The sequence below is a fragment of the Pseudomonas sp. FP2309 genome, assembly GCF_030687575.1.
GTDB lineage: Bacteria > Pseudomonadota > Gammaproteobacteria > Pseudomonadales > Pseudomonadaceae > Aquipseudomonas.
This window is the reverse complement of the sequence record NZ_CP117439.1, coordinates 5,338,331-5,352,378: the sequence shown is the minus strand read 5'-3', so window position 1 is coordinate 5,352,378 and position 14,048 is coordinate 5,338,331. Positions and strand designations below refer to the sequence as shown.

Annotated in this window: 14 protein-coding genes; 9 read left to right on the top strand and 5 right to left on the bottom strand. The window is 60.7% G+C overall.

The window, feature by feature from the left end; translation table 11 throughout:
- Nucleotides 1–44 precede the first annotated feature (44 nt).
- The 5 genes from PSH59_RS24750 to PSH59_RS24730 all read left to right on the top strand — a co-directional run bounded on the left by PSH59_RS24750 (nt 45) and on the right by PSH59_RS24730 (nt 5,391).
- Entirely contained in the window at nt 45–1,139 is a 1,095-nt protein-coding gene (locus PSH59_RS24750; protein WP_282445978.1) for a polyamine ABC transporter substrate-binding protein, read from the top strand.
- 150 nt (nt 1,140–1,289) lie between these two features.
- A complete protein-coding gene (locus PSH59_RS24745) occupies nt 1,290–2,384 on the top strand; it encodes a polyamine ABC transporter substrate-binding protein (protein WP_305393883.1) in 1,095 nt (364 codons plus the stop codon).
- A gap of 66 nt (nt 2,385–2,450) precedes the next feature.
- On the top strand, nt 2,451–3,593 hold the full coding sequence (locus PSH59_RS24740; protein ID WP_248081630.1) for an ABC transporter ATP-binding protein: 1,143 nt from the start codon (nt 2,451–2,453) through the stop codon (nt 3,591–3,593).
- Nucleotides 3,590–4,510: an ABC transporter permease subunit gene (locus PSH59_RS24735; protein WP_248081628.1), complete on the top strand. Its 921-nt coding sequence runs from the start codon at nt 3,590–3,592 to the stop codon at nt 4,508–4,510. Before PSH59_RS24740 ends, PSH59_RS24735 begins: the two co-directional genes overlap by 4 nt.
- Nucleotides 4,507–5,391 (top strand): ABC transporter permease subunit, encoded by an 885-nt coding sequence (locus PSH59_RS24730; protein ID WP_003176774.1) that lies wholly within the window; start codon nt 4,507–4,509, stop codon nt 5,389–5,391. The genes PSH59_RS24735 and PSH59_RS24730 overlap by 4 nt, the downstream gene beginning before the upstream one ends.
- Before the next feature lie 154 nt (nt 5,392–5,545).
- Here PSH59_RS24730 and PSH59_RS24725 read toward each other — a convergent pair whose 3' ends face one another.
- Nucleotides 5,546–7,900: a penicillin acylase family protein gene (locus PSH59_RS24725; protein ID WP_305393882.1), complete on the bottom strand. Its 2,355-nt coding sequence runs from the start codon at nt 7,898–7,900 to the stop codon at nt 5,546–5,548.
- Between the two features lie 27 nt (nt 7,901–7,927).
- Nucleotides 7,928–8,503 carry a DUF6436 domain-containing protein gene (locus tag PSH59_RS24720; protein ID WP_305393881.1) on the bottom strand — a complete coding sequence of 192 codons (576 nt, stop codon included), beginning with the start codon at nt 8,501–8,503 and terminating at the stop codon, nt 7,928–7,930.
- A 99-nt stretch (nt 8,504–8,602) separates the two neighbouring features.
- On the opposite strand from PSH59_RS24720, the gene PSH59_RS24715 reads away from it, so the two are divergent.
- Nucleotides 8,603–9,544 (top strand): alpha/beta hydrolase, encoded by a 942-nt coding sequence (locus PSH59_RS24715; RefSeq protein WP_305393880.1) that lies wholly within the window; start codon nt 8,603–8,605, stop codon nt 9,542–9,544.
- Nucleotides 9,545–9,585: 41 nt separating this feature from the next.
- Here the strand turns inward: PSH59_RS24715 and PSH59_RS24710 are convergent, their stop codons facing one another.
- Complete coding sequence (locus PSH59_RS24710) at nt 9,586–10,338, bottom strand: DUF2059 domain-containing protein (RefSeq protein WP_248081620.1); 753 nt, start codon at nt 10,336–10,338, stop codon at nt 9,586–9,588.
- 131 nt (nt 10,339–10,469) lie between these two features.
- Between PSH59_RS24710 and PSH59_RS24705 the strand changes: the two genes are divergently transcribed.
- Nucleotides 10,470–11,102: a 2OG-Fe(II) oxygenase gene (locus PSH59_RS24705; protein WP_305395331.1), complete on the top strand. Its 633-nt coding sequence runs from the start codon at nt 10,470–10,472 to the stop codon at nt 11,100–11,102.
- Nucleotide 11,103: 1 nt separating this feature from the next.
- Complete coding sequence (locus PSH59_RS24700; protein WP_305393879.1) at nt 11,104–11,586, top strand: DUF523 domain-containing protein; 483 nt, start codon at nt 11,104–11,106, stop codon at nt 11,584–11,586.
- Here PSH59_RS24700 and PSH59_RS24695 read toward each other — a convergent pair.
- Nucleotides 11,537–12,061, bottom strand: coding sequence for a transporter substrate-binding domain-containing protein (locus PSH59_RS24695; RefSeq protein ID WP_248081617.1), 525 nt, complete (start codon nt 12,059–12,061; stop codon nt 11,537–11,539). The genes PSH59_RS24700 and PSH59_RS24695 overlap by 50 nt on opposite strands.
- 134 nt (nt 12,062–12,195) lie before the next feature.
- Here PSH59_RS24695 and PSH59_RS24690 point away from each other — a divergent pair, with 134 nt between their 5' ends.
- A complete protein-coding gene (locus PSH59_RS24690) occupies nt 12,196–12,636 on the top strand; it encodes a DUF4399 domain-containing protein (RefSeq protein WP_248081615.1) in 441 nt (146 codons plus the stop codon).
- 67 nt (nt 12,637–12,703) lie between these two features.
- Here PSH59_RS24690 and serA read toward each other — a convergent pair whose 3' ends face one another.
- Nucleotides 12,704–13,933 (bottom strand): phosphoglycerate dehydrogenase, encoded by a 1,230-nt coding sequence (serA, locus tag PSH59_RS24685; protein ID WP_248081613.1) that lies wholly within the window; start codon nt 13,931–13,933, stop codon nt 12,704–12,706.
- Nucleotides 13,934–14,048: the final 115 nt, after the last annotated feature.

Here is a 14,048-nt window from a genome sequence, read left to right as displayed (position 1 = left end):
CAAAAAAGAAAAAATTGGAGCATCACCAAATGAAGGCATTAGGTTTGAAGAACGCTGGCAAGACCCTCCTCGCCTTGTCCCTGATGGGCGCAATCGCGGGCGCGGCCCAGGCAGACGATAAAGTGCTGCACGTCTACAACTGGTCCGACTACATTGCACCGGACACCATCGCCAACTTTGAAAAAGAGTCGGGCATTAAAGTGGTGTACGACGTGTTCGACAGCAACGAGACCCTCGAAGCCAAGTTGCTGGCAGGCAAGTCCGGTTACGACATCGTCGTACCGTCGAACAACTTCCTCGCCAAGCAGATCAAGGCCGGTGTCTACCAGGAGTTGGACAAGTCCAAGTTGTCCAATTACGGCAACCTGAACAAATCCCTGCTTAAAGCCGTATCGGTCAGCGACCCGGACAACAAGCACGCGTTCCCGTACATGTGGGGCTCGATCGGCATCGGCTACAACCCGGACAAGGTCAAGGCCGCGCTGGGCGTGGACAAGATCGATTCGTGGGACGTGCTGCTCAAGCCAGAAAACATCGCCAAGCTTAAAAGCTGCGGCGTGAGCTTCCTCGATTCGCCGACCGAAATGCTGCCGATCGCGCTGCATTACCTGGGCCTGCCAACCGACAGCCAGAAAAAAGCCGACCTCAAGCAAGCCGAAGATCTGTTCCTCAAGATCCGTCCTTCTATCGGCTACTTCCACTCCTCCAAGTACATCTCGGACCTGGCCAACGGCAACATCTGCGTGGCCGTGGGTTACTCGGGTGATATCCAGCAGGCCAAGTCCCGCGCGGCTGAAGCCGGCGGCAAGGTCAAAGTGGCCTACGACATTCCGAAAGAAGGCGCCGGTAGCTTCTTCGACATGGTCGCTGTCCCTAAAGATGCCGAAAACGTCGACGCTGCTTATAAGTTCATGAACTACCTGCTCAAGCCGGAAGTCATGGCCTCGATCACAAACAGCGTGCGTTTCCCGAACGGTAACGAGAAAGCCACGGCACTGGTTGATAAAGACATCACCAGCGATCCAGGTATCTACCCGCCAGCGGATGTGCAAGCCAAGCTCTACGCCATTGCTGATTTGCCTGCTGCCACCCAGCGTGAAATGACGCGCAGCTGGACCAAGATCAAGTCCGGCAAGTAAGCCGTAAAACCGGTGGGAGGGGGAAATCTCCCCCTCCCACACATTAAATGACAGAAAGTTTTGCCGGATCGGTTTATCGAGGGTAAGTTGCGCGCCGGTTTTGTTGCCGGGCAGCCACTTCAAGGCCCAACTATTTAAGAGGACCTCCACTTGCCAATTTCTTTATTTCGTCAAGCCATGCTGGTGGGCGCAGGTATCACGCTGGCTGTCAGCGTGCAGGCTGCACCGACGGTGCATATTTATAACTGGTCGGACTACATCGGTAACGACACCCTGGCCAACTTCGAAAAGGCCACCGGCATCAAGCCCGTGTATGACGTGTTTGATTCCAACGAAACCCTGGAAGGCAAGTTGTTGGCCGGGCGTACCGGTTATGACGTGGTGGTGCCGTCCAACCACTTCCTCGGCAAACAGATCAAGGCCGGGGCGTTCCAGAAGCTCGACAAGTCGTTGCTGACGAACTACGTGAATCTTGACCCGGCGTTGCTCAAGCGCCTGGAGAAAAACGATCCGGGTAATCAGTACGCCGTGCCGTACCTGTGGGGTACCAATGGCATCGGTTATAACGTCGACAAAGTGAAGCAAGTGCTGGGCGTCGACAAGATCGACTCCTGGGCGGTGCTGTTCGAGCCGGAAAACATGAAAAAGCTGGCCACCTGTGGCGTGTCGTTCATGGACTCGGCTGATGAAATGCTGCCAGCGGTGCTCAACTACATGGGTTTGAACCCCAACAGCACCAACCCTGAAGACTACAAGAAGGCCGAAGAAAAGCTGCTTAAAGTGCGGCCCTACGTGACCTACTTTCATTCCTCCAAATACATCTCGGACCTGGCCAACGGCAACATCTGTGTGGCGGCCGGTTTCTCGGGTGATGTGTTCCAGGCCAAGGCCCGCGCCAAAGAGGCGGGCAAGGGCGTGAACATCGCCTACGCGATTCCGAAAGAAGGCGGCAACCTGTGGTTTGACGTGCTGGCGATCCCCAAGGATGCCACCAACGTCAAAGAGGCCCATGCCTACATCAACTATTTGCTGCAACCTGAGGTCATCGCCCAGGTCAGTGATTACGTCGGTTATGCCAACCCTAACCCAGGGGCGGACAAACTGATGGAGCAATCGATACGCACCGACGAAGCGGTTTACCCACCGCAGGCGGTTCTCGAGCGGACATTCGTCAACTTCGAGCTACCCCCGAAAGTGCAACGTTTAATGACCCGTAGCTGGACCAAGATCAAGACGGGCAAGTAAGGCTCAAATTATCCTGGGTTCGTCCGCCTCGGGCGAACTGCACCATTTTTTTTGGGAGTTTCGTAAATGGCAGTTGCCTCCGGCGCCTATAAGAAAGCCCTCGAGGGCGACCAGACACCGAAAAAGGTGCTGGTCAAAATCGACCGGGTCACAAAGAAGTTCGACGAGACGATTGCCGTGGACGATGTGTCCCTGGAAATCAAGAAAGGCGAGATCTTCGCCTTGCTCGGCGGTTCGGGTTCGGGCAAATCCACGTTGCTGCGCATGCTCGCAGGCTTCGAACGCCCCACCGAAGGTCGCATCTACCTCGACGGTGTGGACATCACCGACATGCCGCCCTACGAGCGGCCGATCAACATGATGTTCCAGTCCTACGCCTTGTTTCCGCACATGACCGTCGCGCAGAACATCGCCTTCGGCCTGCAGCAGGACAAGATCCCCAAGGCTGAGGTCGACGCTCGTGTGGCCGAGATGCTCAAGCTGGTGCAGATGAGCCAATACGCCAAGCGCAAGCCGCACCAGTTGTCCGGCGGCCAGCGCCAGCGTGTGGCCCTGGCGCGTTCCCTGGCCAAGCGCCCGAAACTGCTGCTGCTCGATGAGCCCATGGGCGCCCTCGACAAAAAGCTGCGCTCGCAGATGCAGCTTGAGTTGGTGGAGATCATCGAGCGCGTGGGCGTGACCTGCGTGATGGTGACCCACGACCAGGAAGAGGCCATGACCATGGCCGAGCGCATTGCGATCATGCACTTGGGCTGGATCGCCCAGATCGGCAGCCCGATCGACATCTACGAAACGCCTACCAGCCGCCTGGTGTGCGAGTTCATCGGCAACGTCAACATCTTCGACACCCAAGTGGTGGACGATGCCGAAGGCCACGCGGTGCTCAAGTGCCCGGACCTGGACCGCGATATCTACGTAGGCTACGGCATCCCCACTTCGGTGGAAGACAAGTCGGTGACCTATGCGATTCGTCCGGAAAAGCTGCTGGTGACCACCGAAATGCCGACCTGCGAACACAACTGGTCCAGTGGCAAGGTGCACGACATCGCCTACCTGGGCGGCCACTCGGTGTTCTACGTGGAACTGCCAAGCGGCAAGCTGGTGCAGTCCTTCGTCGCCAACGCCGAGCGCCGCGGCCAGCGGCCGACCTGGGGTGATCAGGTGTACGTCTGGTGGGAAGACGACAGCGGCGTGGTACTTCGCTCATGAACATGAAAAAGCTCAAGCGGCGCTTGCACCGCATCGTCCCCAGCGGCAAGCAGGTGGTCATCGGGATACCGTTCCTGTGGCTGTTCCTATTCTTTGCCCTGCCGTTTTTCATCGTACTGAAAATCAGCTTTGCCGAAGCCGACGTGGCGATCCCGCCGTATACCGAGATCTACACCTACGTTGAGCAAAAGCTGCAGGTCGTGCTGAACCTGGCCAACTACGGTTTGCTCGCCGGTGACGAGCTGTACATCGCCGCCTACCTGGGTTCGCTGAAAATGGCGTTCTTCAGCACGCTGCTGTGCCTGCTGATCGGCTACCCGATGGCCTACGCCATTGCCACCGCGCGCAAAGAGATGCAGACCGTGCTGGTGCTGCTGATCATGATGCCGACCTGGACCGCGATCCTGATCCGTGTGTACGCCTGGATGGGCATCCTCAGCAACAACGGCCTGCTCAATGGTTTCCTGATGTCCATGGGGCTGATCAACGAGCCGGTGCAGATCCTCAACACCAACATCGCGGTGTATATCGGCGTGGTTTATTCGTACCTGCCGTTCATGATCCTGCCGCTGTACGCCAACCTGGTGAAGCATGACCAGAGCCTGCTGGAAGCGGCCTCTGACCTGGGTTCGAGCACCTTCAACAGCTTCTGGAAGATCACCGTGCCGCTGTCCAAGAACGGCATCATCGCCGGCTGCATGCTGGTATTTATCCCGGTGGTGGGCGAGTTCGTGATTCCGGAACTGCTCGGCGGCCCGGAAACCCTGATGATCGGTAAAGTATTGTGGCAAGAGTTCTTCAACAACCGTGACTGGCCGGTGGCGTCTGCCCTGGCGGTAGTGATGCTGGCGATTTTGATCGTGCCCATCATTCTGTTTAACCGCAGCCAAGCCAAAGAAATGGAGGGCAAGATATGAAGCGCGTCAGTTTCTCAAGCTTCATGCTGGTGGCGGGGTTGTTGTTCATCTACCTGCCGATGCTGATTCTGGTGATCTATTCGTTCAACGAATCCAAGCTGGTGACGGTGTGGGGCGGTTGGTCGATCAAGTGGTACGTGGGCCTGTTGGACAACACCCAACTGATGGGCTCGGTGGCGCGTTCGCTTGAGATCGCCTGCTATACGGCGGTGGCGGCGGTGGCACTGGGCACCTTGGCGGCGTTCGTGCTTACGCGCATCAGCCAGTTCAAGGGTCGCACGCTGTTCGGCGGCCTGGTGACGGCGCCTTTGGTCATGCCGGAAGTGATCACCGGTCTGTCGCTATTACTGCTGTTCGTGGCCATGGCGCAGATGATCGGCTGGCCCCAGGAGCGTGGCATTGTCACCATCTGGATCGCCCATACCACCTTCTGTGCCGCGTACGTAGCGGTGGTGGTGTCGGCGCGCTTGCGTGAGCTGGACCTGTCGATCGAAGAAGCGGCGATGGACCTGGGGGCGCGGCCGTGGAAGGTGTTCTTCCTGATCACCATCCCGATGATCGCGCCGTCCCTGGCGGCGGGCGGCATGATGTCGTTCGCGCTGTCCCTGGATGACCTGGTACTGGCCAGCTTCGTGTCGGGCCCGGGCTCGACTACCTTGCCGATGGAAGTGTTCTCGGCCGTGCGCCTTGGGGTCAAGCCCGAGATCAACGCCGTGGCGAGCCTGATCCTGTTGGCGGTGTCGCTGGTGACCTTCCTGGTGTGGTTCTTCAGCCGTCGTGCCGAGGAACACCGCAAGAAGGCCATTCAGCAGGCGATTGAAGAAGCCGCCGCAGATGGCTGGCAACAGCCGGACAAGCGTCGGGCTCCGGCGCCGGTCTAACGGCCGTAACAGGCGCAAAAGGTGGGAGGGGGCTTGCCCTCGATGGCGGTGGATCAGTCGATGCTGCAGTGACTGACTCCCTGCTATCGGGGCAGGCCCCTCCCACATTTGCTTGCACTTCGACTCGGCTACGCCCGGCACCTGCCGGGCCGAGCTATCGGGCAGGCATCAGCTTTAACGTGCCGCGGGTATTCGCCGTGACTTCCTCGTCGGTGAAGTGCGCCTGTTCGTACCCACCTTCGATGTAGGTTTGCGCCTGGTCGCTGTAGTGGCGGTCAAACGGTACCCCGCTTTGGCCGACGGGGTTGATGGTCAGGGCATGGGCCACGTCGGCGAAGTCGATCAGACGGCGGGTCGACGGCCCGTAGGTCACCGGCCAAGGCGCCGGGCCGATAGGGGCCGACTGATTGTTCGGCACTTCGTGGCTGCCGGGCGCCGGGAAGGGGCCGACGTTGACGATCAGGTCCAAGGGTTTTTGCGAACCGAGCGGATGGCCGTGGGTGAGGGTGTGGGCCTTGCCCCATTGCCATTGGGCCGGGTCGTCGCCGAAGGCGGCCTTGAGGTGCGCCAGGCTGTTGTCCCAGGCAAGTTTGACGGTGTCGGCGCGTTTGCCGTCCCACCAGGGCGAAGCAGGGTCGGCCGCCAGGCGTGGCAGGGCGGCGTCGATCACGCGGGTGCTGAGCAGGGTCTTGAACATGGCATCGCCCAGCTTCGGGTGGAAAGCTGCATCCGCCAGGTTGAACAGGAACTGGTTGAACAGCGTGGCGCTGGTGGAGTCGAGTGGGTAGTCGCCTTTCCACGTGGCCAATTGCTCCACCTGTTTCAATTGCGCCGGGTCCTTGACCACCTCACGCAGTACCGGCAACAGCGGTGCCAGCAGGCGCGGGCCGAACGCGGTGGTGGTGCCCAGTTGCAAGGCCTGGCTGTTATCCACATCCCACTTCACGCTTTTGTCGCTCAACTGCGCGTTCAACTGCTGGCCCCGGTCGGCCAGGTTGTAATAGCCGGGGATCTCCATGCCAGTGGGCGATACCGGCTGGGCGTTGGCCGACACCACATACCCGCGTGCCGGGTTTTCTTCCTGGGGGTTGGCGCTGAAGGGGTAGAAGCCCAGCTTGTCGGCCTGGGCGGTGCTGCCGTCGAGGATAAACCCGGCCGCGGCGCCTGCCGGGCGGATCGGCAACTGTGCCGCCGCCCACCAGCCGATGTCGCCCTTGGCGTTGGCCCACACGATATTCAGCCCCGGCGCGGAGACCTTGGCCGCCGCGGCTCGCGCTTTGGCCAGGGTATCGGCGCGGTTGAGCTGGTAGAACCCGTCGAGGATCGGGTTTTGGGTGTCGAGGAACGCCCACCACATGGCGATCGGCGTCTTGCCGGCGCTCTCACCGAGCACGTCATTGATGATCGGCCCGTGGGGCGACTGGCGCAGGGTGAGGGTGACCGGTGCCTGGCCCTTCACGGCGATCTGCTGCTCGCTGCTGGTCATGTCGACCCACTGCTCGTGGTACCAGACTTGATTGGGGTTGGCCGGGTTGACCTTCTCGGCGATCAGGTCGAGGTCATCGTTCTGGAACATGGTCAGGCTCCAACCGAAATCCAGGTTGTGCCCCAGGAACGCCACCGGCACCAGTGCGTTGTGATAGCCATACAGCTCAAAGCCCGGCGCCGACAAGTGCGCCTCGTACCACACCGATGGCACCGAGAACCGGATATGGGGGTCACCCGCCAGCAGCGGCTTGCCGCTTTTGGTGCGGCTGCCGCTGACGGCCCAGGCGTTACTGCCTTCGAACTGCGGCAAGCCGTTATCGGCCAGTGCCTGGTCGCTCAGGGCGGCGATGGCGCCCAGGGTCTGCCAGTCGCTGGCGGCAAGGTTGAGCGCGCCCTTGGGTTGCCAGCCGAGGTCGAAGACGTTCAGGTAATTGCTGCCCAGCTCGTCGCGCACGTAAGTCAGCAGAGGCTCGGTACGAAACGCTGCGGCAAAGCTGTAGGCCAGGTAACCGGCGACGCTGATGGTGTCTTCGGCGGTGAACCGGCGCTTGGGGATGCCCAGTACGTCGAACTCCATGGGGCTGGCGTGGCTGTCCTGATACTGGTTGATGCCGTCCAGGTAGGCTTGCAGGGCCTTCCACGCGGCGGACTCGTGGTCCATGTGTTCCACATAGCTCAAGGCGCGCTCACGAATGCGCAGACTGCGAAACAGTTTGTCGGTCTCGAGCAGCTTGGGCCCCAGCACCTCGGCCAGTTCGCCACGGGACAGGCGCCGCATGATTTCCATCTGGAACAACCGGTCCTGCGCATGCACATAGCCCAGGGCGCGATACAGGTCGGCCTCGTTTTCGGCGCGGATATGCGGCACACCACGGTCGTCATAGCGCGCCGTGACCGAGCCTTGCAGGTTGGCCAGCGTGACCGTGCCCTGGCGGGTGGGCTGCTTGCTGTACACGTACCAACCGGCGCCGAGGCCGATCAACATCAGTAGAACCGCGAGAACCCGCAAGACGCGCTTCATGGACTGTCCTTACCTGCAATGGAGTGACTAACGATCTTTAGGCCACGAACAATAGCAGCCCACCGCCAGGGTGTGCGTGGCATTCACTTCACGCCCCGCGCCAAGGGCTTTGAGGATCGGCTCGATAAAGCTGTTGCTCGAATTGCACGTCAGCCCTTCGCTGTAGGGGCCGAAGTACGCAAGTTTGCCATTGCGATCCCAGATGCCCACGGCCGGGCTGGCCGGTACTTGGTCGGCGCCGGGCAGGGCGGCGAGGGTTTTCATGTGGCGCAGGTTGTCGGGCAGTTGGCCGTGGCTGCCAGGCTTTTGCAGTGCGTAGAACTCCACCCCTTGGGGCGCGTACTGCTCGATCAATTCGCCCAGGTGCTGCTGGTTGCCGACGTTGCACGGGCAGGCCGGGTCCCAGAAGTGCACCAGACGGATCGGGCCCGGGCCGCTCAATTCGGCGGGCAGGCGCAGCGGGTCGCCGGAAAACACGGCCGTGTGTTCGCTGAAGGCGCGCAGGTAGCGGCCCTGGAACCAGTCATACGCGGCCCACAGCACGCCGGCGCAGATAACCAGGATCAGGCTGGCGAACAGGGCGGTACGGTAGGGCTGTCGCATTCAGATCTATCCTCGAAGGTCGCGTAGCTTGCCATGCTTGCCCTGACAGATGAATATCGCAGCTCGATATTCATCTTCGCCGCAAGTCTGGAACCCTTTATGCCCGTCACCTTTGACCCCGATCATCTGCGCGACAGCTTGCTCCCCCTGGTGGATGCGCAACCGCTCAGCGCCGAGGCGCGGGTGTACCAGCGTTTCTACGGCCTGGATCTGGCTGCACGCAATGTGCCGGCCGTGAGCCGCCTGGGACGTTTCGAGGTGGACGGGTTCACGGTGGTGGCCCAGGTGTGGTGGCCGCCGGTGCCGGTGGCGACGATGTTCCTGTTCCATGGCTTCTACGACCACATGGGCTTGTATCGCCACGTGGTGGATTGGGCGTTGGATCAGGGTTTCGTGGTGATCGCCTGCGACCTGCCGGGCCATGGCCTGTCCAGCGGCGCCCGAGCCAGCATCGATGACTTTGCGGTGTATCAGCAGGTGGTGCAGGCGCTGTTTGCCCAGGCCGAGGCCCTGCAACTGCCGCAACCCTGGCACTTGTTCGGGCAGAGCACCGGTGGCGCGGTGGTGGTGGACCATTTACTCCACCACGGCGCCGACAGTCCGGCCCAGGGCAAGACCTTTTTGTTGTCACCGTTGGTGCGCCCGCGTGCCTGGGGCTGGTCACAGCTGAGCTATTACCTGCTGCGCCCATTCGTCAACGGCATCGCGCGGCGGTTCAGCGAGAACACTAACGACCCTGAATTCAAACCCTTTTTGGAAGCCGACCCGCTCCAGCCGCGCCAACTGCCCACCGCCTGGGTGGGGGCACTGTCGCGTTGGATCAAACGCATCGAAGCGGCGCCGCGCAGTTCGCGGCGACCGTTGATCGTGCAGGGCGAGGAAGACATGACGGTGGACTGGCAGCACAACCTGCAGGTGCTGCGCGGCAAGTTCGATCAGCCTGAGATGTTGATGCTCAAGCGTGGTCGGCATCACTTGGCCAATGAGATTCCGGAGATTCGCGAAGAATACTTCCAGTATTTGACGGACCATCTCAAGTAAGGCGATCCAACGGTGAGAGGGGGCGGGCGCCTGTCCTTATTTTACGGCGCCAGGCTGGAGGTGCTCTGGCCGACTGCCAGTCCCGCACGAATCGCCGCCAACGCCGCCTGGTAGTACGCCTTGCCCTCCGGCGACTCTGCAAACGTTGCGAATTCTTCCAGTTCAGGGTCAGACAAATCGCGATAGACATACAGCAGCGTGTTGTTCAGGTCATTGCCGATCTGCTGCATCAAACGCTCGCGCTGTCCATTCAACATACCCTGGGCCTGACCGCCGCCGAGCAGGCCGGGGATCATCTGGCTCAAGCTGTCAGCGGCCACACCGGCGATCGCCAGGCTCACTTCGGCGCCGGCTTCGCGGGCAGGCAGGGCCTGGGCCAAGTGGCCGATGATCAGGCTGCGGGTGGCGTCGGCTTCGATCCTGGGCAAACCCTGAGCGTTTTTCGCCAACTGGTCGCGGCGGGTGGCGAGCAGTTCGGCTGCGACAATCTTGCGTCCCAATGGCGACTGGAAGAACGCCAGGGCGGGCTTGGGGTCCGCCAGGTGCTTGCGCAGTTGCGCCTCGGCACGTTGGTCCATGGGCTGGGCGGCAAAGCGTTTATTACTGTTGTCCACCAGCGCCTGGTACACCGCCGGCGGCAGACTATTGCGATAGCGCTGCTGGGCGGCACTGAGGGCGTCATTGAAATGCGCACGTTGTTCGGCCCAGCCGGCGACCTTGTACAACTGGTCATGGCCGTCTGCCCAGGCGGGCAAAACGCAGAACATCAGCAAGGAAAAAAACAAACGACGCATATGGACTCCTGTCAGTCGGCCACTATTGTCCGTGTCGGGCGTAGGATTTGTCGAGAAGTCCTATCAGTCACCTGACTAAAGTGCATTCACACGCTCGACGGCGCTGTCGGATTCACAGGCGTATGGATACTATGCGCGCCATGCAAATACCCCTTGATCACCCACTGCTGCAACGCATCGTCGACGACCTGGCCGAAAAAGGCTGGTCGCAGCAGAACGGCTTCCTGCCCCAGGCTCTGACCCTGGAACTGGCGGCTGAGTGCCGTAAACGTGCGGCCGAGGGTGAACTGGCCCCGGCGGCGGTGGGGCGCGGGCTGTCGCAGGAGATTCGCGAGGGTATTCGCGGTGACCATATCCAGTGGCTGGAGGAGGGCGACGCCGCCGTCTGTGACAGCTACATGCTGCTGATGGACAGCCTGCGTCTGGCGATGAACCGGGGTTTGTTCCTCGGCCTGGAAGACTTCGAAAGCCATTTCGCGATGTACCCGCCGGGCGCGTTTTACCTCAAGCACCTGGACCGATTCCGCGATGATGATCGGCGCATGGTCTCGGCGGTGATCTACTTGAACGACGCCTGGCTGCCCGAGCATGGCGGCCAGTTGCGCATGTACCTCAAGGACGGCGTCGAATACGATGTGGTGCCCACCGGCGGTTGCCTGGTGGTGTTCCTGTCGGGCGAGGTGCCCCACGAAGTCATGCCTGCCACGCGCGAACGGCTGTCCCTCACCGGCTGGTTTCGTCGGCGGGGCAACGAGCCGTTTTAACATGCAAAAGATCCTGATCAGCCGCTGTCTGTTGGGCCACAAGGTGCGCTACGACGGTGGTGCCAGCGGGCCATTTGACCAGCTCGCCGCGTGGCAAGCCGAAGGCCGGGTGGTGGCGATTTGCCCGGAAGTGGCCGGCGGTTTGCCGACGCCCAGGCCTGCGGTGGAGATTGGCGGCGGGCAGGGCGCGGATGTGTGGGACGGCCGCGCGAGCGTGCTGACGGCCGAGGGCGAAGACTTCAGCGCCGCCTTTCTCGATGGCGCGTGGCAGGCCCTGGCGCTGGTGCAGCGGCACAACATCCGCATCGCTGTGCTCAAGGCCAACAGTCCGTCGTGCGGCAACCTGCTGACCTACGACGGCACCTTCCGCGGCGTGAAGGTGCCGGGTGAAGGCGTCACGGCGGCGCTGCTCAAGCGCCATGGCGTGCAGGTGTTCAGTGAGTTGGAGTTGCCGGAGGCGGCACAGGCGTTGGCGCAACTGTAGGGGCCTGGTCTTCGAACCACTTCTGCCACAGTGCCTTTAGTCGCCCATCGTCCTTCACGCGCTTCAATGCCCCGTTCAAACTCGTCTTGAAGGCCGGGTTACCTTTCTGGAACGGGATCGCCAGCTCAGACTTCTCGTCATAAACCTCGCTGAAATCGAACCGATCCTTCATCTCGGCAGTCATAGCGATATGGTTGATGGCCACGTCGTATTTGCCGGTTTCCACACCTGGCAGCAGGTCGGCGTCATCGGTGGTGATAAACGAGGAGCGCACGTCCATTTCTTTTGCCAGCAGTTCACCCAACTCGACTTCAAACCCGGTGAGCTTGTCGCCCTCCTTGAAGTTGTAGGGCGGGGTATTGGCTTCAAGGGCTATGCGCAGTTCACCGCGATCATTGACGTCGTCGATCAGTTCGGCATGAGCCAAGGGGCTCAGAAGAGGTAGCAAAAGTAACAGGCCAGGCGAGAAGCGCATGGTCACTCCTAAAGAATTTGAATGTGCGAGGCGCCGTTCAGCATCGCTTTGCTAGGGTGGTGAGTGCCTTGGACAGCAATTTGTCGCGAAGTTGTCACAACCCTACAGATTTCACAGAAAAACTGGAGAAGCGAATGAAAGCCCTTTTGTCCCGTGCAACGATTGCCAGCCTGCTGCTGGGCACCTCGATGTTGGCCGGCGCCGCAGACCTTCCTCGTACGCCTGCGCCTAAAGGCGCTGAAGTGTTTATCGTCTCGCCCAAAGATGGCGCGACCGTCGACAAAACCTTCACCGTCAAATTCGGCGTCAAGGGCCTGGACCTCGAGCCGATCGACAAACAAGTGCCTAACGCCGGCCACCACCACCTGCTGGTCGACCAGGACGTGAGCGCACTTAAAGCAGATGAGGCGATTCCGGCCACGGCTACCTCGATTCACTTCGGCAAGGCGCAAACCGAAACCGAGCTGACCCTGACCCCAGGCAAGCACACGCTGCAACTGGTGGCTGGCGATAACGTACATCGCCAATTCGAGCCCACGGTAGCGTCGAAAGTCATCACGGTTAACGTCAAGTAAGCTGTGTTCAGATAAAAAAATGGGAGGCCCTCGCGGGTCTCCCATTTTTTGTGCAGCGTTTAAAGCCTTAGAACAACACGCGGCTACGGATAGTGCCGTTGATGTGCTGCAGCTTCTCTTGCGCCAGGTCCGAGTACTCGGCATCGACGTCGATGACCACGTAGCCGACCTTCTCGTTGGTCTGCAGGAACTGACCGGAGATGTTGATGCCGTTTTCCGCGAAGACCTTGTTGATCTCCATCATCACGCCAGGGATGTTCTGGTGGATGTGCAGCAGACGGTGCTTGCCAGGGTGAGCCGGCAGGGCCACTTCCGGGAAGTTTACGGACGATACCGAGGTACCGTTGTCGCTGTACTTGACCAGTTTTTCCGAAACTTCCAGGCCGATGTTGGCTTGGGCTTCAGCGGTGGAACCGCCGATGTGCGGGGTCAGGATCACGTTGTCCAGGCCACGCAGCGGGCTTTCGAAGATGTCATCGTTGGAGCGCGGCTCCACCGGGAACACGTCGATAGCGGCGCCGATCAGGTGCTTGTCCTTGATCGCGTTGGCCAGGGCGTCCAGCTCGACCACGGTGCCGCGTGCTGCGTTGATCAGGATGCCGCCCTTCTTGATAGCGCGGATTTCCTTCTCGCCGATCATCCACTGGGTTTCAGCGGTTTCCGGAACGTGCAGGGTGACGATGTCGGACATGCCCAGCAGCTCGGTCAGGCTCGACACCTGGGTGGCGTTGCCCAACGGCAGTTTGGTCAGGGTGTCGTAGAAGAACACCTGCATGCCAAGGCCTTCAGCCAGCACCGACAGCTGAGTGCCGATCGAGCCGTAACCGACGATACCCAGCTTTTTGCCACGGATTTCGAAGGAGTTGGCCGCGCTCTTGATCCAGCCGCCACGGTGGCAGGAAGCGTTCTTCTCAGGAATGCCGCGCAGCAACAGGATGGCCTCGGCCAGCACCAGCTCCGCAACGGAACGGGTGTTGGAGTACGGTGCGTTGAACACCGCGATGCCGCGCTCGCGCGCTGCGTTGAGGTCGACCTGATTGGTGCCGATGCAGAAACAGCCAACTGCCACGAGTTTCTTGGCGTGATCGAAGATCTCTTCGGTCAGTTGAGTGCGGGAGCGTATGCCGATGAAGTGCGCGTCGGCGATCTTTTCCTTGAGCTGGGCTTCCGGCAGAGAACTGGTGATGTACTCAATGCTGGTGTACCCGGCGGCTTTCAGAACGTCGACAGCCGATGGGTGGACGCCTTCCAGAAGAAGGAACTTGATCTTGCTCTTATCGAGAGAAGTCTTGCTCATCTGCGTAAACCTGTATCCCGGAGAAAAATGGCAGGGAATCGAGCAGCGCAAGCTGACCCGGACGGCAGGAAAGCCGTCACCGCAGAAACGCCCTTGGGCTCTGTCCTGCGGGGGC